Source organism: Psychrobacter sp. CX18 (assembly GCF_057396215.1).
The window spans coordinates 167731-192269 of record NZ_JBXYJH010000001.1; the positions used below are offsets into that span (position 1 = coordinate 167731).

Genomic DNA, 24539 nt, shown 5'->3' on the forward strand with positions numbered 1-24539 from the left:
AATATTTTTAGTATCGATTTTATTGGCATGAAAAACTTGAGTTTTGGCAAAATTGGAGTGCCAGAAGTCAAAGTTGAGCTTGGTTGAAACAGTGTTTATTATTAGAGAATCTTACTGTAAGCATAAGATGCCATTACCTATGGTCAAAAGCTACAGTCAAAGAACGCTAAAGAGACAGGGTGACAAGGCTATGGAGAGTCAGTAGTATATGAGTACTGCTAAAGTACTACTGACGTGGACTTAGCGAGATGGATACCGTAATTGTTTAAGCGTTCGCTAACTAAAACAACACGTTATTGTCAATCAAGCTTCATACCATATTGCTATTTTTGCTGTTAATTCAGTATTGCCGTTTTAGGAAAGGATAGAACATGAGTGAGTCAAACCATAGTACCGAGCAGGCACCATTAGACGCTCTGACAGAGGGTAACGACATAGAGTTAACTGAGCTACCAGAAGGTGCGATACCTGTCGCTGCGTCTGAAGATGATTATAGCTCTAAGAATATTCGGGTTTTGCGAGGACTTGAAGCCGTTCGCGTACGTCCCGGTATGTATATCGGTGATACTGATGACGGCACAGGCTTACACCACATGGTGTTTGAGGTCGTGGATAACTCAATCGATGAAGCATTAGCAGGTCACTGTGATCAAATTGACATTATTATTCATGAAGATGAGTCGGTCAGTGTCATGGATAATGGGCGTGGTATTCCCATTGATATTCACCCAGAAGAGGGAGTGTCAGCCGCACAAGTTATTATGACCGTGTTGCATGCTGGCGGTAAATTTGATGACAACAGTTATAAAGTCTCGGGTGGTCTACATGGGGTGGGTGTCTCGGTGGTCAATGCCCTATCGAAAAAGTTAGAGCTAAATATCTGGCGTGACGGTCATCATTATCAGCAAACCTATAGTGATGGTGTGCCTGATAGTGATATTCAAGAGTTGGAAAAGACGGATCGAACAGGCACACAGATTCGCTTTTATCCCAGCCCAGACGTCTTCACTGGGACGGTATTTGAGTTTGATATCTTGGCCAAGCGCCTACGCGAGCTGTCGTTTTTAAACTCAGGGGTGCGCATTGTTCTGACCGATGAGCGTACTGATAAACAACATGTGTTTGAGCACAAAGGCGGTCTATCCGAGTTTGTGGCTTACATAAACTCAGGTAAAGACGGGCTTAATGAGGTCTTTCATTTCGTCAGTGAGCAAGATGATGGTATCGTCGTCGAAGCGGCGCTGCAGTGGACCGATACTTATAACGAAAAAGTACTGTGTTTTACCAACAACATCCCGCAAAAGGATGGGGGTACTCACCTATCAGGCTTCCGCTCTGCGCTCACTCGTTGTCTAAATACTTATATGGACAACGAGAAGCTGATGAAAAAAGAGAAGGTCAATACCACAGGCGATGATGCGCGTGAAGGGTTAACCGCTATTGTCTCGGTGAAAGTGCCTGACCCTAAATTCTCAAGCCAGACCAAAGACAAATTAGTGTCTAGTGAAGTAAAGTCTGCTGTTGAGTCAGCAATGCACGACAAGTTTAATGACTATCTGCTTGAGAATCCTTCGGCGGCTAAATCTATTGCTAATAAAATCATTGATGCGGCGCGTGCGCGTGATGCTGCCCGTAAAGCCCGTGAATTAACCCGTCGTAAAACCACGCTCGATATCGCTGGTTTGCCCGGTAAACTGGCCGACTGCCAAGAGAAAGACCCAGCATTGTCTGAATTATATATTGTGGAGGGTGACTCAGCTGGCGGATCTGCGAAGCAAGGTCGTAGCCGTAAAACGCAAGCGATTCTACCACTCAAAGGTAAAATTCTAAACGTAGAGCGTGCACGCTTTGACAAAATGCTGTCATCCGCCGAAGTAGGTACCTTAATCACTGCCCTAGGCTGTGGTATTGGTCCTGATGAGTATAACCCTGACAAAGTACGCTACCATAAAATCATTATCATGACCGATGCGGATGTGGATGGGTCGCACATCCGTACCTTACTGTTGACCTTTTTCTTCCGTCAAACGCCTGAGCTTATTGAACGTGGCTATGTGTACATCGCCCAACCCCCACTTTATAAAGTTAAAAAGGGTCGTCAAGAGTTGTATTTAAAAGACGATGAGGCATTAAAGGCGTATCTATTGTCGTCGACCATTGATGAGATGAAGCTTCATGTTAGCGAAGATGCGCCGCCTATTACCGGACAAGCGTTAGAAACATTACTCAACGACTATAACCAAACGCAATTGGTAAAAGCCCGTTTGCAAATACGCTACCCTGCTGTCTTGTTAGACGCGTTAACGCATGTGCCAAAGCTGACCACTGACATGACCTATGATCATGAGGCCATGAGTGATTGGAAAGTTGCTCTTCAAACCCAATTAGAGCGTTTTGGTAGTGATTTACATCCGGTTATTGAGCTTGATAATATCCATGCTCCGCAAACCGATGCATTATCTGAAGCGGATAAAGATGCTCAAAATCAGTTTAAGTTTAAAGTGGGCGCTAAAGTAGACAGTCCAAACGATGATGGTGAAGATGCGACAGTAGTTGAGGGCAGTGATAGTGAAATGTTATCTACTAAGCCACAGTGGTTGCCCCGTATTACCATCTATGTGCACAACCTTGCTCAGCACTATTTACTTGATTCGGGATTCTTTAACTCGGGTGAGTATGCCCGACTCATGCGCCTGTCAAAAGAGTGGAATACCCTGTTGACCGAGACGGCGTTTATCCGCCGCGGTGAGAAAGACACCCTATTACGTGACTTCGATCACTTATGGCAGCAAGTCATGCTAGATGCGCGCCGTGGTCTGTCTGTACAGCGCTATAAAGGTCTGGGTGAGATGAACGCCGATCAGCTTTGGGATACCACGATGGATCCTGAAAATCGCCGTATGTTGAAGGTAACGATTGAAGATGCGATTGCCGCTGACCATCTATTTATGTGCTTAATGGGTGATGATGTTGAGCCACGCCGTCAGTTCATTGAAGAGAATGCTTTAACGGTGACCAATTTAGACATTTAGAATTCAGACTCATTTGCTCGGCAATGTCGTCAATCAATTCTGCTAGCTGATCCCTTCTAAACTAAAAGTCATCTTGTTATTCAAGGTGGCTTTTTATTGTTTCACGTGAAACTAGTTTTATTTAAACAACTGTAAGACATTTTAATAGTCATTCAAGGTAAGCGAATGCACTTACTACCGTTTTGGCTAAGGGAAATCACCCTTATGTTAGTATTAAAGTGGTTTTACTAGGGTAAAACTTTAGCAGCTAAACAAAGGAGTAAACGACGTGCTTGAAGTCATTCTATTAGCGATTGCTCTAGCGATGGATGCCTTCGCGGTCTCGATTGGTTTAGGGGCTAAACAGTCCACCGCTGTCCCTAGTGATACTACTGAATCTAATACTCATTCCCAATCAGTCCTCAACCGTGCCATCCTAGTACTGGCTTTACTCTCTGCACTCTATTTCGGGATAGCTCAGGGCATCATGCCCTTAATTGGATATTTGTTAGGCTCAGCGATAATTGGATGGTTAGCCTCTGCCGCCCCATTGATAGGCGGTATCCTATTGGTTGGTTTGGGTCTCAAGATGCTTTATGAAGCGTTTAGTGGCGGTCCTGATAAGTTACTACCTGATGAGCTACTAAGCAGCGAACTCAACAAGGGTTCCGAAAACAATAGACGCACGATAACAACAGATCATAAGCTAATGCTGTCACTGGCAATCGCCACCAGTATAGATGCGCTCGCTGCCGGTTTTACTTTAAATTTACTAGATATTAATGCATTGCTTGCTTGTTTTATTATTGCGATCATAACCGCTATGTTTGGCTTTGTGGGAGCCTACTTAGGATACAAGTCAGGCACTTGGCTAGAAGATAAAGCCGAAATATTGGGAGGATTGGTATTGATAGCGATTGGGGTTAATATGGTTTTGTAGCTGGCAGTTTATATTCAATCAGCTATAAAAAAGACCTTTTGTTATACGAAAGGTCTTTTTTTAATTCTAAATAAAATTATGCGTTGTTTATAATGACTTAAAACGCCACGCCAATATACGCGTCGCTTTTTGACCGTGTTGCATATTGATGGTTTTAATCTGTCTGGCACCCACTTCTCTTAACAGCGCATCAAGTGCTTTTAGATTGTCAGCTTTTGAGACTAATGTCGTAAACCAATTGACTTGATCGGCATACTGGACACTCTCTTTAATCATTTGGCTGATAAAGCCAAGCTCGCCACCTTTGGTCCACAGCTCTGCATTTTGACCCCCAAAATTGAGATTATTGGCCGCATTTGCTTGTTGACTCGACGCACTACTGCCGAGCTGACTGTTCGGATTGCGACGGGCACGATTTTTTTGCAATTTAACTTGCTTACGTCGATTGGTCTCTAATACCTCCTCCATTGAGCCATGAAACGGCGGATTACACACCGTAATGTCAAAATAATCATGCTCACCAATGACACCTTTAAAAATATCTTTTGGATTGGGTTGCGGTTTGACAGTCACTAGCTTTTTAAGGTTAAGATTAAGATCACAAATGGTCTTGGCAGTATTAAGCGACATCGGATCAATATCGGTAGCAGTAAAGTACCAACCATAGCTTTGACTACCGACAATCGGATAAATCAGGCTAGCACCTGTACCAATATCAAGCACATGAGGTTTTTTATTCTCTTGCTCTTTAACGCTTTTGCTGTCGTTATCCGCCAATAAATCGGCGACTTGGTGAATATAATCCGCTCGCCCCGGAATAGGCGGACACAAATAGCCCTTGGGCAAATCCCAATACTTAATGCCGTAATGTAGCGCCAGCAAGGCTTTATTTAGAGTCAGGACTGCGTCAGCGTCAGAGAAGTTAATCGTCGGCTCACCGCTAGGGTTTGCAATCGTGTGCTTCGCCAGTTCAGGCAACGCTTTGGTTAATTTCTCGAAGTCATAACGACCCTGATGCGGATTGCGCGGATGCAGGCTGCTTTTAGAAGGCGTTGGTTTGCGATTAGGGTACGAAGGTTGTGTCATTGTGATTTAAACATCCAAAAAGTAGGTAATATGCTGTAACGGTTAGTTTAACAGATTTACCACTATTAAACGCTTAACTCAATCGTCAAGTTACCCAGCACTATATCGCCCTAAATAGTATAGGATAGATACAGTTAACATAATTAATCAGCCAACTTAAAACAAACAACCATAAAATCAAAAAGGAGCTCCCCATGACAGCTCATGATACAAGCACCGCACAAATTGAGCGCATCACCTATCAAACCGATGGCTATATTTGCCTAATTGGTCTGAACAGAGCCAATAAACGCAACGCCTTTGATAGTCATATGATTGCCCAGCTATCTGATGCCCTAACCCGCTATGAAGCCGATAGCGAACTACGTTGTGCGCTAATTTTTGCCCATGGCGAGCACTTTACCGCAGGGCTTGACTTAATGGAGCTACAAGATAAGCTCGATAAGGGTATCTTTGCTTTTGATGACAGTCAAATCGACCCATGGGGCATCAGTGGCAAACAGCGCACCAAACCTGTTGTCGTTGCGGTACAAGGCACCTGTTTTACTGCTGGTATTGAGCTGATGCTAAATGCCGATGTTGTAGTAGCCAGTAGCGATTGCAACTTTGCGCAAATGGAAGTACAGCGTGGCATCATGCCGTTTGGCGGCGCAACCGTGCGTTTTGTGGCAGCGGCAGGCTGGCAAAAAGCCATGCCGTATTTGCTCACTGGTAAAGCCTTTGATAGTGAAACTGCTGACAAATTGGGCTTGGTCAGTGAGGTTGTAGAGCAAGGCACACAACTTGAACGTGCCAAGCAGTTGGCGAATGAGATTAGTAAAGCTGCACCGCTTGGGGTACAGGGGGTGTTGGCATCTGCACAGGATGCCGTACGCAATGGTGCGTCAACTGCCTTTGATAATATTCATAGCTTTTTACCGCCATTGTTCGCTTCTGAAGATGCCAAAGAGGGGGTCATGGCAATGGTTGAAAGGCGTGAGGCTGAGTTTAAGGGGCGTTAGAGTGTTAATATTTTAAGTGGCACAGTTAGTAGGTAGGCTTATCTTAAAATAGGCATGATGAATACGGAGTAATGATGCTGGATGATGTAGTGAAACTTGTTGTACGAGTGATTGTCGAAATCCTTGGTCCAGCATTTTTTGAGGGTATATATTACCTAATAACTTGGCGTATTAAAGGGCATCCATATATTACCTGTCATTATCGTGGATTTATGGTGGCGCTGGTTGTTTATATTTTTCTCACTCTCAAGCATTACTTTATAGACCAAAACCTCTCTATTATGGCACTTTCAGATTTTGGGCTGAGTGCTAAGGTATGGGGTGTTCTAACGCTACTACTTATGATGATGACCTCCATAGTGCGTCATATTGAAATTGAAAGTAAGGTGGATGAGGATAAGCATTAACTACTATCAACAATATCTCGACTATTGGCTCATTTTATAATCTCAGTGCGGTGATGATTTATTGGGAAATGACAGTTGGGTTTTAGAGTATAAAGGAAGGTTTAAACGTCAGCTGAATAGGTCTGGAGCTGTCCCCGCTTTTTGCTACTATCTGCACGCCATGACGAGGCATGCGCTAAGCGATGTGGCGTCGCCTGCTTCGCGCGCCACCGCATCGCAAGCGTATGCAACTCGCCCTGACATGCAGTATATCCGCGTCAATCGGGGCTAAACCGCTCCTACGGCAGGGTTTTTTTAATATGCATAGTTAATTTAGGATTTAAAGTATTGTCATATATTAAGTTTGCTATAATTTAAAGTGAATTACTTCTTAACACTGTACTATTAAGAATATCTATACGACAAAAAATGTAAGTTTGATTGAGAATCCTATGAGCAAAAAATCTAAAAAGTATAACCCTCAAATAGATGATGAATTCAAAATTACAGTGCTATCACCATCCGATGATTTAAGCGATAGTGAAAGTTATAAAAACTATGAGAAAAGGCTAGTTGCAGCTTTAAGCCATGAGTTAGTTTTTAATATTGCGCTAACAGGTATTTATGGTTCAGGTAAAAGCAGTGTTTTAAATACATTTAAGAAAATTTATAAAAATGATTGGGACTTTTTGGATATTTCACTTTCTACATTTAAAGTCGAAAAAAATAATAACAACAATAAAGATGAAAATGGTAGTGTTGATATAGTAGATAACACAACTAAAGACTTAAATAAAATAGAAAAGGAAATCCCAGCATTAACATCTGATCAGATACAATTAATTGAACGTAGTATATTACAGCAATTTTTTTATGCAGTACCTCAAAGTAAAATACCTTTATCAAGATTTAAACGTATTACCGAAAACTCAAAAAAAGAGTATAAAGATAACTTTTACGTGATACTGATCGCTCTTTGGAGTTATGGCTATGCCTTCGATCAATTAGGTTTTATCACAAATTTATTGAACTTCCCTAAGTATTTTGATTACTTTAACTTAATAGCTTTATTAGTAAGTACCATATATTTAATTAATAAAATATATAGTTATACTTTTGGGCTCAAAGAAATTAAATTTAATCTCCATAACGCTGAATTTAATATTAAGAATGAAGAAGATAAGTCCATCTTAAATGACCATTTAGATGAAATATTATATTTCTTTGAGACTACAGGAAAAAATGTTGTCATCATTGAAGATTTGGATAGATTTAATGATACCGAAATATTTATTAGGCTTAGAGAGCTAAATTCGATAATCAACAAGTCCTGCCCTCATAGAGTCATATTTATTTATGCTATTCGAGATGATATTTTCGAAGATAGTGAGAGGAGTAAGTTCTTTGACTATATCATTCCTGTTATACCAAATATGAACCCTACAAATGCTTATGATATCGTTAAAAAATATTATAGCGATATAGCTGATATGCTTGATCCTAGGTTTTTACGAAAGACATGTTTGTATTTTAGCGATATGAGGTTATTAAAGAATGTATTAAACGAGTACCAGTCTTATCTTGACCAACTAAACGTTTTAAATATAGATAAAAATAAACTTTTTGCGATAGTTGTTTACAAAAACTACTACCCAAATGAGTTTGCTAAACTTAATTCAAATGATGGTGAAATTTATAATATTTTTCATAAAGAAAAAAAGATACTGATAGAAAGGTTAATAGAGGTTAAAAAGCTAAAGCTTGATGGTCTACATACTAAAGAAGAAGCAGTTTCGAATGAAAGGTTAAATTCTGTTGACGAATTAAATAGTATTTATGCTTATATGATTTTAAAAAACTTAGATAAAACGAGACAACATCGCTATTCAAATGAATCACAGATTCTTGTAACCGTTAATTCTAAAAAATATACTGCAAATGAAATATCTAATACAGAGGTTCTCCAGGAAATAGCCAACCATAAAGAAATAACTCTTGAAATTACGAATACTGAGTTTACGAAAGAAATAAAATTTAATGAGATTGAAGGTGAAATCGATCCAGATAAATCTTATTTTGATCGATTGGGTAATGTAAATGCTAAGACAAATGGTAAATTAGAAAAAATAGCAAATGAAGAAGCTGATTTAAAAAATGAAATTCAAAACATTAAGAGAGCTAAACTTGAAGCTCTATTGAAAGAGGCTAATATCATAATTAATAAGCCATTATTAAGGTATTTTATTGGTAATGGCTTTATAGATGAGACCTATCAGGATTATATTTCGTACTTCTTTGAGGAGTCTATTACTTTAAACGATAAAAACTATGCCATTCTAGTTAGTTCTTTTGATGATCCAAGTTTTGAACTCGTGTTAACAAACTGTGGGGAATTAATCGAAAACTATTTGAGCATTGAAGAATTATCAGCACATAGTGCTTTAAATTTTAGTATGTTAGATTATTTGCTTGCCAGTGCTAATAATTCAGCATATTTAAATAGCTACCTAAAAACTATTTGTGATGGCTCAGAATTATCTCATGAGTTTCTTAAACTTTATTTCAAACGAGATAAAAATCTTGATTTACTCATACCAAAGATAGTAGATATTAGAGAGAATATTATTGATGATATAAACATTTACAATAATACCGAAGATGCTAGATTTAACCTTAACAGATTCATTAGGCATTTACCTTTGACATGTTATGAAAAACTACCATACTTAACTGAGCAATTTAGAGGTGAGCTAAACCTTCTAAAAGACTACGTTAGTTTCATCTTAGACTGCTTTGATAAAAATACTGATAGATTTAAAGAGTTTACCGATACAGTTCAACCAACACTTAAACATGCCAATTTTTCAGAAAATCAGATTGAAGTGCTTAATTGGTTAGGTGGAAATAATTATTTAGCTATTAATAAGCACATGATAGAGCAGGTTTTAAGAACTAACTTAGATGAAAGTGTTGTTGTTGCTTTAAAGACTAAGCCCTTGAGCGTTATAGCTAATTCTGATATCAACTATTTAGTCGAAGACTTTTGGTCGGATAAGTTGAGTGAGTATATCCAAGTATTTATAGTAAAAGCCAAGAATGACTTATACGATGAAGATGAAGAGGTTTACATAAAGGTACTTAACTCATTAAATGTATCTGAAGAAATGGTGAATACGTTAATAGATAACGTTGCTACCAAAATTAAGGATATAGCGTCCATCGACGATTATCATACTAAAAGACAAATCATTGGTAAGCGAAAGGCAACCTACGAATGGTCAAATATTTTCAAATATTTCTCTGAGTCCTATTTTGATGAAGAAGGGACTTATAGAGGGATAGATGATTCGCTTAACAAGTTCTTGGAGAATGGAGCAAGTACATTAAGCTATAAAAGCTACTCTGAATCAGACGTTGAAGATATTGAAGACTGGGGCGGTACTAAAGTAGACTTTGATGAGCGTCTCTACGCATGTTCTAATTTAAGTGATGAAGCATATGAAAAACTAATTAAAATCACGGACAATAACTGGGATAACTCGAAATTAGAGAATCTTAGTAACGATAAAATTGAAGCCTTAATACGTTTAGATAAGCTAAGTTTGACGCCTGAAAACTGGGAGCAAATTAAGCACAATACTTCTAATAAAGTAATTGAAAAATTTTTACTTCATCATCATAAAGCTATTATTGAAGATTTAGACGCTATAGAGCTCCGTCCAGAGGATATGAAAACCTTACTGTACGCCACTAGCATTAGTAATGGCCATAAGAAAGTTTTAAGTAAGATTGAAGTTCACGACCTAATGGCAATGGATGAAAAGGTCCGACAGAAGGTGGTTGAATTATATGAGAATGAGGCGTTACCTGAAACTATCTATAAGGAATTCAAACAGCAAGCTAATGATAGTGAGATTCGATATTTATTTTTGCATCATATGAACAGTTTAAATAAATCAAGGATAGTAGAGCTATTAACTTTAATGGATGAACCTTATCGAAGCTTAATTACTGGTCAAGAAGTTGAGTTTCCGAATACAACAGACAATGAAAAACTATTGAAAATATTAAACGAAGCACAAATCGTAATGAAACCATCTAAACCTAAAAGGTCGAAAGGTAGTTTTCTTGGACAAAAGGTAATTACTACAAAGTTACAGGCTAATGTTTTAAATAGTTGATAATAGCTACCTCAATTAGCCTACTATTTAAAATTAACACGCAAACCCAACAGAATGCACAGAGCCTGTTGCATTTTGCTTATCTGAATTGGCACGACGGATATTCAATAGTTAAAGTATTCGGTAAATGATCTACTATGTTTATTAATATTAATTAAACGATTACATCAAATTTTATTAAACTATACAGCATAGCGTTTCGCCCCTGCCACACACACAATATCGCCCAATCTGCTGATTATTCTGTTTCAACCGCTATCAATATTAATTTTGCGTAAGTCCTATTTCAATTAAAATCTTAACTCTAGAGATTCATCACCATGACCATCCGCCCAATGACCCTCAACGATTATGATGCTATCTATACCTTATGGATAAACACCCCAAACATGGGACTTAACGACGTTGACGACTCGCAAGCAGGCATCAAGCGGATGCTTAACCGTAATCCTACCTTAAGCTTCGTGGCAGAAAATGAAAACAAGCAGATTATTGGGGTGATAATCGCAGGAGAAGATGGGCGGCGGGGTTATATCTATCATACCGCTGTGCATTTAGACTATCGTCATCAAGGCATCGGACAACGTTTGGTAAAACAGGTATTGGATGAGATGAAACAGCTACACATCTCTAAAGTCGGCTTATTTATATTTAAGCGCAACGATATTGGTAATGGCTTTTGGGAGAAAATGGGCTTTAACATTCGTGATGATATTTACTATCGCAATAGCGCGTTGATAGAACTTGTACGTCATGATACCTAGCTTTTTACCAATATCTTAAAAATAACAGTCAGCTACTGTCTAGTCGGTTATAGTCAGCGAACTACTAAACGCGGTGTCTCGTTAAGCCCACTCCCGTGTTACTTGCTATTTGTACTCGGTTGCCTTGTAACCATTTTAGACTTCTTTGACTATAGTATAATCCTATTAAATGTAGTTATTTTTTGGGAGTACATTCGTGCAATACAATTTTGACGAAGTCATCGACAGAAGTAACACAGGGTCGATCAAATGGCACTATGAGGACGACACCATTCCGTTATGGGTGGCGGATATGGATTTTAAAGCACCCAAACCCGTGTTAGATAGCCTTCAACATATCATCGACCACGGCATATTAGGCTATACCAAACAAACTGATGCGCTATATCAAGCAATTATAAACTGGCATGGCACTCGCTATGATTTGCACCTGACGCCTGAGCAAATTATATTCTCCCCCGGTGTGGTACCAAGTATCTCGTTGATGCTCAACGTTTTCACTCAAATGGGTGATGCGGTACTCATAAACGACCCCATTTATGCACCTTTTGTCACCAAAACAAAGCTTAATGGCTGTCAGGTTATTCGTTCTGCGCTTGTCGAGCTAGACGGAAAGTATGTTTTTAATTTAGACGATATTGAAGCCAAAATTAAACAGCATAAAGTTAAAGTTTTTCTGCTATGTAATCCGCATAATCCGGGCGGGCGCGTATGGACAGCGTCAGAGTTACAAGCCATTTTTAAAATCTGTAAAAAATATCAAGTCGCCATTGTTAGCGATGAGATTCATCAAGACCTAACCTTAACGGGTCACACCTTTACACCATTTTTAAATATTGCCAAAGGCTACGAGCACATGACGGTGGCGCTAACCTCAATGACCAAAACCTTTAATATCGCCGGTATTAAAGGCTCGATGATATTTGCCAAAGACAAAGCCTTATTAAACCAAATCAGTCAGCAACAGCAGTTAAACGACGAATACGAATTAAACTTATTTGCCTATACCGCCATTCGTAGCGCTTATGAACAAGGCGGAGAGTGGTTGGCGCAAGTGCTGAGCTATATAGAAAAAAATATAGACTTGACCATCCATTATTTAAACGAGCATTTACCCGATATCAAAGTCATGCACCCTGAAGCGTCTTATCTCATTTGGCTCGATTGTTCGGCTTATGCGGATGACGACAAAACGTTATACAATAAATTGCGTGAGGCAAAAGTGGAGCTAAACGCAGGCATTAGCTATGGTGAGGAAGGGCATCTAAAAATGCGTATTAACGTCGCTTGTCCTGAGTCGATATTAATGGAAGGATTAAAGCGAGTGCATCAAGGATTAAGTGGGAGTTGATGCACGCGCCCATAAGTGAAAAAACAGCCAAATGGCAAGTAATTATTACTTCTTATGACTTATTTTACTCATGTCTCTTACTTCCCTGATATCACTGGCAATCGAACTTAAGCAGTTTTGGTAATCTGTCAATATCGCTTGCAACTGATTAATAGTATCAAGCAATTTTTGTAGTTGTGTGCGATAAGCATCGAGCTCATTATCCAATGTTTGCTGTAACGATACCGTCAAACTATCACAGATATTTTTATACAATTTTTCTTCGTTGGCAATCGATAAAATCTGGTTTTCCTCGTCAGTTTGATAGTTGACTTCACGTATCAGCGATAAGGTCTGCCAATCCTTAAAGTGAATTTGTGAGTTGGTTAAAGTACTATTAAGTTGGTTTTGTAGTTGATGTTGGGTTTTAGCGGTTACGTCATTTAAAAGTTTATCGACGCTGTGTAAAGGTCGATACTTATTCATCAAATCAGGCAATAACGGCACAATTGTCCGCCATACTTGTTCGATGATGGTTGCTTGATGCGTTGCTAAATTAGAAAGTTCAGCGGTGATGGTTTGGGTTAATGCCGAGAAACGTTGATTAAAACCCTGCTGTAATGGCTCTAATACTTGCTCTTGTAAATAATGTAAAAAAATCTCAGCAGGTTTACATTGTTTATAGAAAAGGGCAGGTTCAATCAAATCCAATAACGCCAAAAATAGTTCATCAAATCCTGCTTCTTTCATGCTTTCGGCAGAGAAATCACACTGTTTTGCCATGTGTGCTGAGATAGACACAGGTGGTTTTAATAATGCGGTATTTACTGCCATCATCTCAAGTTTTTGAATGGCACGGGCTTGAACATCTTGCTCTTGAAGCTTACGTTGAGCGGCAGATTTATTACAAAGTACATGGCAAATCTCGCCGTCTATTTCATCTTCTTCCAAATAGTCACTGCGGGTAATGACGGGTAACAGTGGCTTTTGACGGTGCAACTCCTGGGCTAAGGTGTCAAGCTCATGCACCTGACCGGGTGACGATGAACTACTCAGCCACAACACCCCATCAGCACTTTCCATAAATCGTTGGGTCAAGGCTGCATTGGCAGCGGTAACCGAATGCAAGCCCGGCGTGTCAAGTAGCACCAAATTTTTACCCAAACACATGCCTTGTAAGCCTGCCGTGGTCTCGGTTGCCCCTTCCTGAAAAGTCGCATCCGTCAAAACAATGTCACTGTCTTGAATATAAAAATAATGCACGGCTTGCTGTGCTTGTCTGAAACAATCAGCTAACAGGTTACATAACGAACTTTTGCCCGCATTAAACTTACCAAACACCAATAAAATCACCTTACTGTCTAATTGCTCACCCAGATTTTGAGCGGTAACCAATGTTTGATAAGTGGTTTGGCGGGTTAAAAGACTAGATTCAAGCCATTCATTTAATTCATTAATTTGTTTGGTAATATCGCCCTGTGGATTCAATGCTGAAGCATCAAGCCTATTGTGGCGAAAGTCAGCTAGTAGTTGCTGTTGCCAGGTTTGTAAGTCGACTAACTGAGTATTTATATTGCCTAAATTAGTTAATGAACCGCTATTTAAAAGCTGTGTGGCGGTGATAAATTGCTTAAGAGCCGATGAAGTAGTAGGTGTTTCTGACATTACAGATTCTCCAAGTCACTGACCGCTACCAATGCGGCTTGGATGTGTGTAAGGGTGGTGTTAAATTGCTCAAGGCGTTGTTTACTTGACATACGCTCTTGCGAAAGTTCAAAGTAATGACAAAATTCCCGTTTTAGCCGTTGTCGTCCCGATTCTTGGAAAAAAATTAGGTTTAATTCTCTTCGTAGCTTTACCGACACTCCCAATACCGCAACCAACACGGTATCGAGACTTCGTACATTTGACTTTTGACTCTCAGGCAAGCCAACCACGCCATAGCGAATCAGATGGCTATTGATGTCAATACACGCCCGTGAATAGGCGACTTGAATGCGATTACGCTCCTTTTTACCTGCGGTGAGTTGGTATTTGGTGGCAAAGGAATCGACTTCGAGTGACGCATCTTTACCATCAACTTGCATGATAGGGCGTAAATCATTTTGTACTTTATCCAAGACGCTGAATAAATCTTGCTCAAAATCGTGGCGTTTGTCGTTGAGATATTGGCTTAATTCACTAATTTGTTGCTCAGTAGTCGCTTGTAGAGTGTTTAACCGATTTTTAAGCGTTTGACAAATCGTCGCTTTTTCAAAGGATCGTACGTCAGCGACCTTTGCTAGAGCTACGGCTAACCGCTGCTTTAGTTGTGGAATTCCACTTTTCTCAATCAATAAAGCTTTGTTTTTATTAACACCTTGACTATGACGTTGGGCAGATACGTGTAAAGCATTGTCAAGCATGACTTGCTGTTGCAAGCGCTCGGTAATTTGGCTTAAAGTCGCTGTATCCGCCACTTGGTCGATTTGGGTAAAAACCACCAACGTTTGGCGGTGGGTGAGTTGTTCATCAGTCTGTAAATCTGTCAATAACGCTGTTTCTTGGGCATCAAATTCACCTTCTTGAAGTGAATGGACAAATAAGCGAATGTCTGCTTGTTGCCAAATCGCCAACTGGGCAAACTGGTCATCCGCTTGATTGACATCCGCATCCAGACCTGGGGCATCTAGCCACCGCACATTATTATGAATATGATGGCTTAAAGTAGTGGTTTCCCGTTTATCTGTCACTGCAAAGACATCTTCGCCTATCAACTCGTTTAATAGACGGCTTTTGCCGTGATTGTATTTGCCCACCACGGTGACTGTCGGAATGTCACTAGCAAGCAAAATCGCCCGAAAACGGGCTAATTGCTTTGTGTATTCGGGAGTGATGGCTAAAATGCTGGAACAAAGCGGGTCAAATCGTTGCAAAATCATAGCAATAACATCCTTGTTATGGCTTTTAAAAAATTTTTTAGACAAATACTTATACTTAGAAAAAATCAGACCAATGTTGCCAGTTGGTCTGATTGATTTTACATATAGTCTACGACTAAACGGCTGATTAAGCCTGTAGGCGAGGTCTATCTACCACTTGGTTATCCACGCCATCGACCAATGGGCTTAAATGGATATCAAACACCATTTCGGCAAACGGGGCTTCCATGTCAAAGGCTTCTAAGTCCTCAGGGCTATTATGTTCAATCGCTTCTACGACCAAGCCTTCACGGGTGGCATACGCAAAGTCATCATAGGTGTAAGGATCGCCTGCGACGTTGATTTGAGTAGTGAGTTTGCGATGATCAGGAGCGGTAACAAAGTAGTGAATATGGGCAGGGCGGTTACCATGACGACCGAGTTGGTTTAATAACTGTTGGGTAGGGCCTTCAGGGGGACAGCCGTAACCTGCTGGGATGATGGTACGGACTTTATATTGACCATTAGCATCGGTCATCACAGTCCGACGCATATTGAAGGGTTGTTGTTCACCTGTTGGGTCAAAGTGCGAATAAAAGCCTTTGGTATTGGCGTGCCAGATTTCGACTTTGGCATTGGGAAGAGGTTTGTTTTCTGCACTGTATACTGTGCCATGTAGGATAAGTGGTGTGCCATTGACATCGCTACCATCATCCATGCGGGCATAGCCGACTGATTCAGGAGCACCTGCGACATATAGAGGTCCCTCGATGGTACGTGGTGTTGGGTTATCAATCCCCAATGCTTCATCTTGGGCGTCCATACGCATATCTAAGAAATGGTCAAAGCCCAAGCCAGGTGAAAGGAGTCCCGCTTCGTTACTTTGTCCAAGTGTATTAAGATATGCAATGGCTTGCCAGTATTCATCAGGGGTGATGTCTAAATCATCAATAGTTTTGAATAAGTCAGAGACAATACGATGCAAAATTTGCTTAACACGTGGGTTACCACCGTCTTGCTCAAGGCCACTCACTAAGACTAAAAAATTCTGTACATCCTTGCTATCAAATATTTTTACGTTTTTGGCTGTCATGGCTAGCTCCCTATGATTGACAGATTAGTGTATATGCCAGTATTAACAAGCTATATACGATTCATACAAACTGCTTGGTTATATCCCTTTATCCTAATATCATACTTTAAAAGTAATTTAAGCCATATTTTGGCGTTTGGCTAACACATTATAAGTATCTAACTATATCTTAAAGGTATAGTTATATTAATTCCCTCTTGAAAAAGATCAAGTTCGCCTAAATTTCTTGCTCCTTGGAATAGTTTAATCTAATACTATGTATAACAAATCTATTTAGAGCTTTACCGATCAAGCCCAACGCATGATGCTAAAACACGCTTATCTTAGCAATATGCGAGAACAACAAAGCGCAGTTGAACGGGGTTTGATTTTGACACTAGCCGACGGTTATATTGAGGCAGGTAGCCTATTGATTAAGCAATTATGTGAATCAACTATCGAGATGGCTTCAAAACTGTAAATATCTAGTGGTTTGCAGCGATTAATTGCCCACAATCAAGGCATTAAGAGTAACGCTGCTACTCCTATGTTGGATATTGATGCTTTATTAAAAGAAGGTTTTGATTTAGAGGTGTTTAATCAAAAAATCATTGAAATGGCATTGTTAAAAAGAGATGGTAATATTAAATAACATCGCCAAACTGTTCAACAGACCCTAATAATTATACTAACAATTAGATTGCCTTTGTTTCCGTATAAATAGCCTCAATGGTATCTAGTAATGACGCAATATACGGATTATCTTCAAGATGTCGCACCGCAATAAAAATAGGACTGGTAGCCTCTTCATCTAATAGTGGTACATACACCAGATTGTAAAGTTGTAAATTTACCAAATTATGTGGAACAATTGTGATACCTTCCCCCGACGCCGCCAACCCTATTGCCAATTTAACCCCCCTCACTTCATGATAATGGACCGGCGATAAGCCATGTTCCGAGAACAGCGCCAACACATGCGAAGCAAAACTTGGCTTGGCGGTATTGGGGTACAAGAGTATTGACTCATCAGCAATGTCAGATAAATACACACCAGTTTCTTGCATAGCGGCTAACGGATGATGAGCGTGCACAGCCACCATCAAGCGTTCTTGGCGTAGCAAAGTTCGCTGTACCATCGAATCACTGATTTTAAGCCGACCAAAACCGATATCAATTTTGCCTTGTTTTAATGCCTCGACCTGCTGTTGTGTGCCCAGCTCTAGCAACTCGATTTTTAGCTCAGGGTGTAACTGGCGAAACTGATATATGATTCTTGGCAATAGCCCAAATAATAGCGACCCAACAAAGCCAACACGCAATACCTGTTGTGACGTCGTCAAACGTTGAGTCATGGACACCATTTGTTCAAGATTGGTCAGCAGTTTTTTTGCATACTGATAAAAAAATTGCCCCGCTTCGGTAGTCTTGACAGGGCGTGAGCCTCGCTCAAGTAACACAATGCCTAACTCTTCTTCAAGGTCTTGAATTTGTCGGCTTAAGGGCGGCTGAGTGATAAATAATTTATTTGCCGCTTTGGTGAAGCTTTGCTCTTCAACCACCGCAACAAAATAACGTAAATGGCGAATTTCCATATGAGTTTCCTTATCGCAGAGCGACCCCAATATTGTCCATGATATTATATCTAAAAGGTATTTTACTATAGTTATAATGTCTTGGTAATCCAGATTATATTCTAATAAAGTATAAGTGAAAGGAAAGAACTGTTTAAGATAGAGGGATTTATGTACCGCTCCGTTGAAAGCCTTATTCTAGACATTCCGACTATTCGCCCGCACAAAATGTCGGTTGCCACCATGCAGAAGCAAACCTTGGTGTTGGTTAAAATAACCGACCAAGACGGTATTGTCGGTTGGGGGGAAGCGACCACCATCGGTGGGCTAAGCTATGGCGAAGAAAGCCCTGAGAGCATCAAAACCAACCTTGATAGCTATTTTGCTCCATTTCTAACTAATTTACCTAAAGAACATAGCGGCAATATCGCCCAAATCACCCGTTTTATCAATCGCAATATCATGGGCAATCGCTTTGCCAAATGTGCCGTTCAGACGGCCTTACTTGATATCCAAGGCAAACGTTTGGGTGTTTCTGTAAGCGAATTGTTAGGTGGACGCTTGCGTGACCGTTTACCAGTGCTTTGGGTATTGGCGTCGGGCAATACCGAAAAAGACATCGCCGAAGCCCGAAAAATGATTGAAGCTAAACGCCATAACACTTTCAAACTCAAAATCGGCTCACGCTCAGTCCAAGAAGACGTTGACCATGTCGTAGCTATTAAACAAGCCTTGGGTAAAGACGTTAGTATCCGAGTTGATGTCAATCGAGCGTGGACAAGGAGGCAGTGTATCGATGGTATTAGCCAGCTGCAAACAGGCGGGATTGACTTGATTGAACAACCGTGCGCCATTGAAGATATCGATACCCTAAAATTTTTAACCGAACGTTTTGATGTGGCGATTATGGCAGATGAAGCGGTGCAATATCCTTCTCATGCCTACCATCTTGCCAAACAACACGCCGCCGATGTGTTCGCTGTCAAAATCGAACAAGCTGGCGGGCTTATTGAAGCCTGTGATATTGGCAAAATAGCCCAATATGAAGGCATTGACCTATACGGCGGTACTATGCTTGAAGGGGCAGTCGGTACCATCGCTTCAGCTCATGCCTTTAGTACCTTTGGCAATCTTGCCTATGGTACAGAGCTATTTGCGCCATTGCTTTTGACTGAAGAAATCTTAAAAACCCCACTAACTTACGAGAACTTTGAAATGGTCGTACCGACTAGAGCAGGCCTAGGCATCGAGCTTGATGAAGCTAAAATCGATAGTTTACGTCGTTAATAACCACTGAATAAATTAGGAGGTACTATGCTGTATCACGTAAAAATGGATGTCAATATTCCTATTGATTTTGATGAAAAACTCGCGGCAGATATTAAGGCTACCGAAAAAGCCTACTCGCAAGAGCTACAACGTCAAGGGAAATGGCGTCATCTGTGGCGGATTTCGGGGCAATATTCCAATATCAGTATCTTTGATGTTGAAAGTAACGATGAGCTTAACACCCTCTTGCAAGCTTTACCGCTGTATAAGTTTATGACAATCGAAGTCACCCCGCTCAATCGCCATACATCATCGATTCGTCAAGATGACAGCTAATCGATCAATCAACAATAAAAAAGATTTTATTGTTTTCAAATACTGCTTTTATTAGACAAGGACTTAGTATGAGCCATAATGTTGCTTTACAATTTGAAGATGGGGTCACCAAGTTTATCAACGTCAATGAAGGTGAGTTACTCTCGGATGCAGCGTATCGTCAGCAAATCAATATTCCCATTGACTGCCGTGATGGGGCGTGTGGCACTTGTCGAGCCTACTGTGAATCGGGGCAGTATGAGATGGACGAGGATATGTATATTGAAGACGCATTGACTGCCGATGACGCCGCCAAAGGCTATATTTTGGCGTGTCAATGCAACCCAACATCCGATATGGTGGTACAGGTTTTAGCGTCATCAGAATCCTGTCAAACCCAAACACATACCTTTGAAGGCACATTAACCGCTTTGCATAAAATCTCTGATACAACGATAAGCTTTGAGATAACGCTGAATGAAGAGCAACCTGAGATTAGTTTCTTATCAGGGCAATATGTGAAAGTCGCCATACCAAATACCGATGAACATCGATCTTATTCATTTAGTTCAAAACCCTTACATCGCAAAACCAGCTTTATTGTTCGTAATGTACCAAATGGCAAAATGAGTCGTTTTTTGACCGATACCGCCAAAGTCGGGGATAAAATGCACTTTAATGGACCTTATGGTAGTTTTTATTTGCGTCCAATTGTCCGACCGACCTTGATGTTGGCAGGGGGTACAGGGATAGCCCCGTTTGTATCGATGTTACAAACGCTAGTTGAAACAGGCTCAGAACAGCCGGTTCGTTTGGTCTTTGGTGTGACCAATGATGATGATTTTGTGGATATTGAACGCCTTGATGCCTTTAAAGCTGCCCATTCTTGGTTTGATTATCGTACGGTCGTTGCCAGTGAAGAATCTCAGCATGAACGTAAAGGCTACGTGACCGCTCACATTGAAGACGAGTGGCTCAATAATGGCGATGTCGATGTCTATCTGTGCGGCCCTGTAGCGATGGTGGATGCAGTCAAAGGTTGGATGGATGGCAAAGGAATACAACCTGCCAATTTCTTTTTTGAAAAATTCTCCGCCAACTAGTTTTGTCGTTTTAAAAACGTTTTAATCAAATAAGCGAGTCGAGCCAAGCATGGCAACCAACAGACATTCTAATAAGCGTTTTGAAGACAAAGTCGTTATTGTCACGGGGGCTGCCCAAGGCATTGGTCGGGGTGTCGCTTTGAAAGTCGCTCGTGAGGGCGGTCAAGTCGTGTTGGCTGACCGTTCTGATTATGTTGATGAGGTATTAGACGAAATTAAAACCCATAAAGGTAAAGCCATTAGCGTTAAAGCCGACTTAGAAACCTTTATAGGGGCAAGTGACGTTGTCAAACAGGCAGTCAAAAAATACTCTCGGGTCGATGTGCTTATTAATAATGTTGGTGGGGCAATATGGATGAAGCCGTTTAATGAGTTTAGTGAAGAAGAAATCATTAAAGAAGTCCATCGTTCGCTATTTCCTACACTGTGGTGTTGCCGTGCTGTACTACCGCAAATGCTAGAACAACAGCAAGGCGTGATTGTCAATGTATCATCGATCGCGACACGGGGGATTAACCGTGTACCCTATTCGGCCTCCAAAGGTGGCGTTAATGGCTTGACCGCTGCCCTTGCCTTTGAACATGCTAAAGACGGGATTCGAGTCAATGCGGTCGCCACAGGGGGTACGGATGCCCCACCTCGCAAGGTGCCTCGCAATACCAACCCGCAGACAGACGATGAAAAAGTCTGGATGCAGCAAGTGGTTGAGCAAACCGTTGAGCGCACCTTTATGAAACGTTATGGCACGATTGATGAGCAAGTGGCAGCGATTTTGTTTTTGGCGTCAGATGATGCGTCGTATATTACGGGTACGGTATTGCCTGTGGGTGGTGGTGATCAAGGCTAAGTTTCTTGATAGGCGTATTAGATACGCCCAATGTGCAAATGAATGTTAGCACATTGCCAATGGATATAAGATGTAACCCTTTTCAAATATGATAGCGAACATTGCGCCACGACCCAAAAAAACGACCAAGTTTGGCAGTTATTCGCATAAGGAAAACCCATGATTGACAAAAGCAAACAATCATTAAAAGACGTCATGTCACAAATCACTGACGGCTCAACCATTCTAATCGGCGGTTTTGGACCTGCGGGACAACCTGCCGAACTCATAGATGCATTAATTGACTGCAATGTTAAAAATTTAACTATTGTTAGCAACAACGCAGGCAATGGCGACTATGGCTTGGCAAGGCTATTACAAACAGGGGCAGTCAAAAAAATCATCTGCTCCTTTCCCCGCCAAGCCGACTCGTATATCTTTGATGGCTTATACCGTGACGGCAAAATCGAACTGGAAGTCGTACCCCAAGGCAATCTTGCTTGCCGTATCCAAGCGGCAGGAATGGGATTAGGGGCAGTTTATACTCCGACAGGCTTTGGCACGCTGTTAGCTGAAGGAAAAGAAACCCGCCATATCGATGGCAAGGACTATGTGCTTGAGTACCCGATTAAAGCCGACTTTGCCTTAATTAAAGCTTACAAAGGCGACCGCTGGGGTAATTTGGTGTACAACAAATCCGCCCGTAATTTTGGTCCTATCATGGCAATGGCAGCCGACGTCACCATCGTCCAAGTCAACGAAGTAGTAGAACTTGGAGCATTAGACCCCGAAGTGATTGTCACCCCAGGGATTTTTATACAGCACGTTATTGAACTAAAATCCGAAAATCATGCCGTGACAAACGCTCAATCATAAGGAAAAACGTCATGACCTACCAAAAACTCACCCGAGACCAAATTGCTGAGCGAGTCGCCCAAGACATACCTGAAGGCTCATACGTCAACCTGGGCATTGGCTTACCCACTAAAATCGCCAACTATCTGCCCAAAGACAAAGAAATCTTTTTGCACTCCGAGAACGGCTTACTTGCCTTTGGTGAAGCGCCACCAAAAGGGCAAGAAGACCCCGAACTTATCAATGCGGGCAAAGAATACGTCACCATGCTCACAGGCGGTTCGTTCTTTCATCACGGTGATTCGTTTGCCATGATGCGGGGCGGACACTTGGATATCTGTGTGCTTGGGGCATTTCAAGTCGATGAACAAGGAGATCTCGCTAATTGGCACACAGGAGCAGCCGATGCCATTCCTGCGGTAGGTGGTGCGATGGACTTGGCCATTGGGGCAAAAAAAGTCTTCGTTGCCACCGACCATGTCACTAAAAGAGGAGAGCCTAAAATCGTTAAACAGCTGACTTACCCGATCACGGGAAAAAAATGCGTGGATAGAGTTTATACCGACCTTTGCGTCATTGATGTCACGGATAACGGTCTAAAAGTGATAGAAAAAGTTGATGGTTTAAGCTTTGACGAACTACAAGCCTTAACAGGGGCGACCTTGATTGATGCCACGGTCTAACTAAAAAGGAAAAATCATGCAAAACGCCTACATTATCGACGCCATTCGCACTCCTTTTGGACGTTATGGTGGTGGACTAGCTCCCATACGTGCCGATGACCTTGGCGCAATCCCAATTAAAGCCTTGATGCAGCGTAACCCAAATATCAACTGGCAACACGTCGATGATGTCATCTACGGCTGTGCTAATCAAGCAGGTGAAGACAACCGCAACGTTGGTCGGATGTCATCCTTGTTAGCAGGATTGCCGTACCAAGTTCCAGCCACAACCATAAACCGATTATGTGGTTCATCGCTAGACGCCATTGCCATCGCCGCCCGTGCCATAAAAGCGGGTGAAGCCAATTTGATTATCGCAGGTGGTGTTGAAAGCATGAGCCGAGCGCCGTATGTCATGGGCAAAGCCGAATCTGCCTACGCACGTCGTCAAAAAATCGAAGATACTACCATGGGATGGCGATTTATTAACCCCAAGCTTAAAGAAATGTATGGCGTGGATACCATGCCACAAACTGCCGAAAACGTCGCAGAACAATTTCACGTGAACCGTGAAGACCAAGATCAATTTGCCCTAACCAGTCAACAGTGCACCAAAGCCGCGCAAGACAAAGGCTACTTTGACAAAGAAATCGTGCCTGTAACCGTTCCACAGCGTAAAGGCGAGGCTGTCGTGGTAAATACTGACGAGCACCCCAGAGCCGATAGCACCCTTGATGGGCTAAAAAAATTAAAAGGTGTGGTGAAACCAGACGGCACAGTCACTGCAGGCAATGCGTCAGGGATTAATGATGGGGCAGCGGCATTACTGATTGCCTCCGATGCAGCGGTCAAACAATATAATTTAAAACCCCGTGCCAAAATCGTAGCCAGTACCACGGTTGGGGTTGAGCCACGTATCATGGGTTTTGCCCCTGCCCCTGCGATTAAAAAACTGCTCAAACAAGCGGATTTGACACTTGAGCAAATAGACGTGATTGAGCTAAACGAAGCATTTGCTGCTCAAGCGTTAGCTTGTACCCGTGATTTGGGGCTGGCTGATGACGATAGCCGTGTTAATCCCAATGGTGGGGCGATTGCATTGGGTCATCCTTTAGGGGCATCGGGAGCAAGATTGGTGATAACTGCCCTGAATCAGTTAGAAACTACGGGCGGCCGCTTTGGTCTTTGTAGTATGTGTATCGGTGTAGGTCAGGGCATCGCTCTTATCATTGAAAGAGTGGACAACGAAAACGTTTAATAGGAA

The 24539-nt window shown here is 41.4% G+C and carries 21 protein-coding genes; 16 read left to right on the forward strand and 5 right to left on the reverse strand.

The genetic code is table 11. From position 1 onward, the window contains the following. Window positions 1-371: 371 nt before the first annotated feature. Window positions 372-3032, forward strand: coding sequence for a DNA topoisomerase (ATP-hydrolyzing) subunit B (gene gyrB, locus AC2SLT_RS00665; protein ID WP_486545338.1), 2661 nt, complete (start codon window positions 372-374; stop codon window positions 3030-3032). 268 nt (window positions 3033-3300) lie between these two features. Then, window positions 3301-3951, forward strand: a complete 651-nt coding sequence (locus AC2SLT_RS00670) for a manganese efflux pump MntP (protein WP_486545340.1) — start codon at window positions 3301-3303, stop codon at window positions 3949-3951. A gap of 87 nt (window positions 3952-4038) precedes the next feature. Here AC2SLT_RS00670 and rlmF read toward each other — a convergent pair whose 3' ends face one another. Beyond that, window positions 4039-5037: a 23S rRNA (adenine(1618)-N(6))-methyltransferase RlmF gene (gene rlmF, locus AC2SLT_RS00675; protein ID WP_486545342.1), complete on the reverse strand. Its 999-nt coding sequence runs from the start codon at window positions 5035-5037 to the stop codon at window positions 4039-4041. 194 nt (window positions 5038-5231) lie between these two features. Between rlmF and AC2SLT_RS00680 the strand changes: the two genes are divergently transcribed. The 5 genes from AC2SLT_RS00680 (at window position 5232) to AC2SLT_RS00700 (ending at window position 12720) form a co-directional block, all read left to right on the forward strand. Continuing rightward, window positions 5232-6038 carry a crotonase/enoyl-CoA hydratase family protein gene (locus AC2SLT_RS00680; RefSeq protein WP_486545344.1) on the forward strand — a complete coding sequence of 269 codons (807 nt, stop codon included), beginning with the start codon at window positions 5232-5234 and terminating at the stop codon, window positions 6036-6038. A gap of 89 nt (window positions 6039-6127) precedes the next feature. Continuing rightward, window positions 6128-6445, forward strand: a complete 318-nt coding sequence (locus AC2SLT_RS00685; RefSeq protein WP_486545346.1) for a hypothetical protein — start codon at window positions 6128-6130, stop codon at window positions 6443-6445. Between the two features lie 431 nt (window positions 6446-6876). Next, window positions 6877-10605, forward strand: a complete 3729-nt coding sequence (locus AC2SLT_RS00690; RefSeq protein ID WP_486545347.1) for a YobI family P-loop NTPase — start codon at window positions 6877-6879, stop codon at window positions 10603-10605. A 320-nt stretch (window positions 10606-10925) separates the two neighbouring features. Beyond that, on the forward strand, window positions 10926-11369 hold the full coding sequence (locus AC2SLT_RS00695; protein ID WP_486545349.1) for a GNAT family N-acetyltransferase: 444 nt from the start codon (window positions 10926-10928) through the stop codon (window positions 11367-11369). 196 nt (window positions 11370-11565) lie between these two features. Next, on the forward strand, window positions 11566-12720 hold the full coding sequence (locus AC2SLT_RS00700; RefSeq protein WP_486545351.1) for a MalY/PatB family protein: 1155 nt from the start codon (window positions 11566-11568) through the stop codon (window positions 12718-12720). A 45-nt stretch (window positions 12721-12765) separates the two neighbouring features. Here AC2SLT_RS00700 and AC2SLT_RS00705 read toward each other — a convergent pair whose 3' ends face one another. The 3 genes from AC2SLT_RS00705 to catA all read right to left on the reverse strand — a co-directional run bounded on the left by AC2SLT_RS00705 (window position 12766) and on the right by catA (window position 16692). After that, window positions 12766-14364, reverse strand: a complete 1599-nt coding sequence (locus AC2SLT_RS00705) for a dynamin family protein (RefSeq protein WP_486545353.1) — start codon at window positions 14362-14364, stop codon at window positions 12766-12768. After that, on the reverse strand, window positions 14364-15620 hold the full coding sequence (locus tag AC2SLT_RS00710) for a GTPase (protein ID WP_486545355.1): 1257 nt from the start codon (window positions 15618-15620) through the stop codon (window positions 14364-14366). The genes AC2SLT_RS00705 and AC2SLT_RS00710 overlap by 1 nt, the downstream gene beginning before the upstream one ends. A 127-nt stretch (window positions 15621-15747) precedes the next feature. Further along, on the reverse strand, window positions 15748-16692 hold the full coding sequence (gene catA / locus AC2SLT_RS00715) for a catechol 1,2-dioxygenase (RefSeq protein ID WP_486545357.1): 945 nt from the start codon (window positions 16690-16692) through the stop codon (window positions 15748-15750). Between the two features lie 301 nt (window positions 16693-16993). Here catA and AC2SLT_RS00720 point away from each other — a divergent pair, with 301 nt between their 5' ends. Next, entirely contained in the window at window positions 16994-17152 is a 159-nt protein-coding gene (locus tag AC2SLT_RS00720; protein WP_486545359.1) for a hypothetical protein, read from the forward strand. A gap of 12 nt (window positions 17153-17164) precedes the next feature. After that, the gene (locus tag AC2SLT_RS00725) at window positions 17165-17323 is read left to right on the forward strand and encodes a hypothetical protein (protein WP_486545361.1); all 159 of its coding nucleotides are present in this window, start codon (window positions 17165-17167) and stop codon (window positions 17321-17323) included. Window positions 17324-17366: 43 nt separating this feature from the next. Here AC2SLT_RS00725 and AC2SLT_RS00730 read toward each other — a convergent pair whose 3' ends face one another. Next, complete coding sequence (locus AC2SLT_RS00730) at window positions 17367-18266, reverse strand: LysR substrate-binding domain-containing protein (RefSeq protein WP_486545363.1); 900 nt, start codon at window positions 18264-18266, stop codon at window positions 17367-17369. A 150-nt stretch (window positions 18267-18416) separates the two neighbouring features. Between AC2SLT_RS00730 and AC2SLT_RS00735 the strand changes: the two genes are divergently transcribed. From AC2SLT_RS00735 to pcaF, 7 genes are all read left to right on the forward strand, one after another. Beyond that, complete coding sequence (locus AC2SLT_RS00735; RefSeq protein ID WP_486545364.1) at window positions 18417-19532, forward strand: muconate/chloromuconate family cycloisomerase; 1116 nt, start codon at window positions 18417-18419, stop codon at window positions 19530-19532. 27 nt (window positions 19533-19559) lie between these two features. Beyond that, a complete protein-coding gene (gene catC, locus AC2SLT_RS00740) occupies window positions 19560-19850 on the forward strand; it encodes a muconolactone Delta-isomerase (protein WP_486545366.1) in 291 nt (96 codons plus the stop codon). A 68-nt stretch (window positions 19851-19918) separates the two neighbouring features. Then, window positions 19919-20932 (forward strand): benzoate 1,2-dioxygenase electron transfer component BenC, encoded by a 1014-nt coding sequence (gene benC / locus AC2SLT_RS00745; RefSeq protein ID WP_486545367.1) that lies wholly within the window; start codon window positions 19919-19921, stop codon window positions 20930-20932. A gap of 49 nt (window positions 20933-20981) precedes the next feature. After that, entirely contained in the window at window positions 20982-21779 is a 798-nt protein-coding gene (locus AC2SLT_RS00750; RefSeq protein ID WP_486545369.1) for a 1,6-dihydroxycyclohexa-2,4-diene-1-carboxylate dehydrogenase, read from the forward strand. Between the two features lie 159 nt (window positions 21780-21938). Continuing rightward, on the forward strand, window positions 21939-22634 hold the full coding sequence (locus AC2SLT_RS00755) for a 3-oxoacid CoA-transferase subunit A (protein WP_486545370.1): 696 nt from the start codon (window positions 21939-21941) through the stop codon (window positions 22632-22634). An 11-nt stretch (window positions 22635-22645) separates the two neighbouring features. After that, complete coding sequence (locus tag AC2SLT_RS00760; RefSeq protein WP_486545371.1) at window positions 22646-23296, forward strand: 3-oxoacid CoA-transferase subunit B; 651 nt, start codon at window positions 22646-22648, stop codon at window positions 23294-23296. A gap of 16 nt (window positions 23297-23312) precedes the next feature. Continuing rightward, on the forward strand, window positions 23313-24533 hold the full coding sequence (gene pcaF, locus AC2SLT_RS00765; RefSeq protein ID WP_486545372.1) for a 3-oxoadipyl-CoA thiolase: 1221 nt from the start codon (window positions 23313-23315) through the stop codon (window positions 24531-24533). The last annotated feature ends 6 nt before the right edge of the window (window positions 24534-24539 follow it).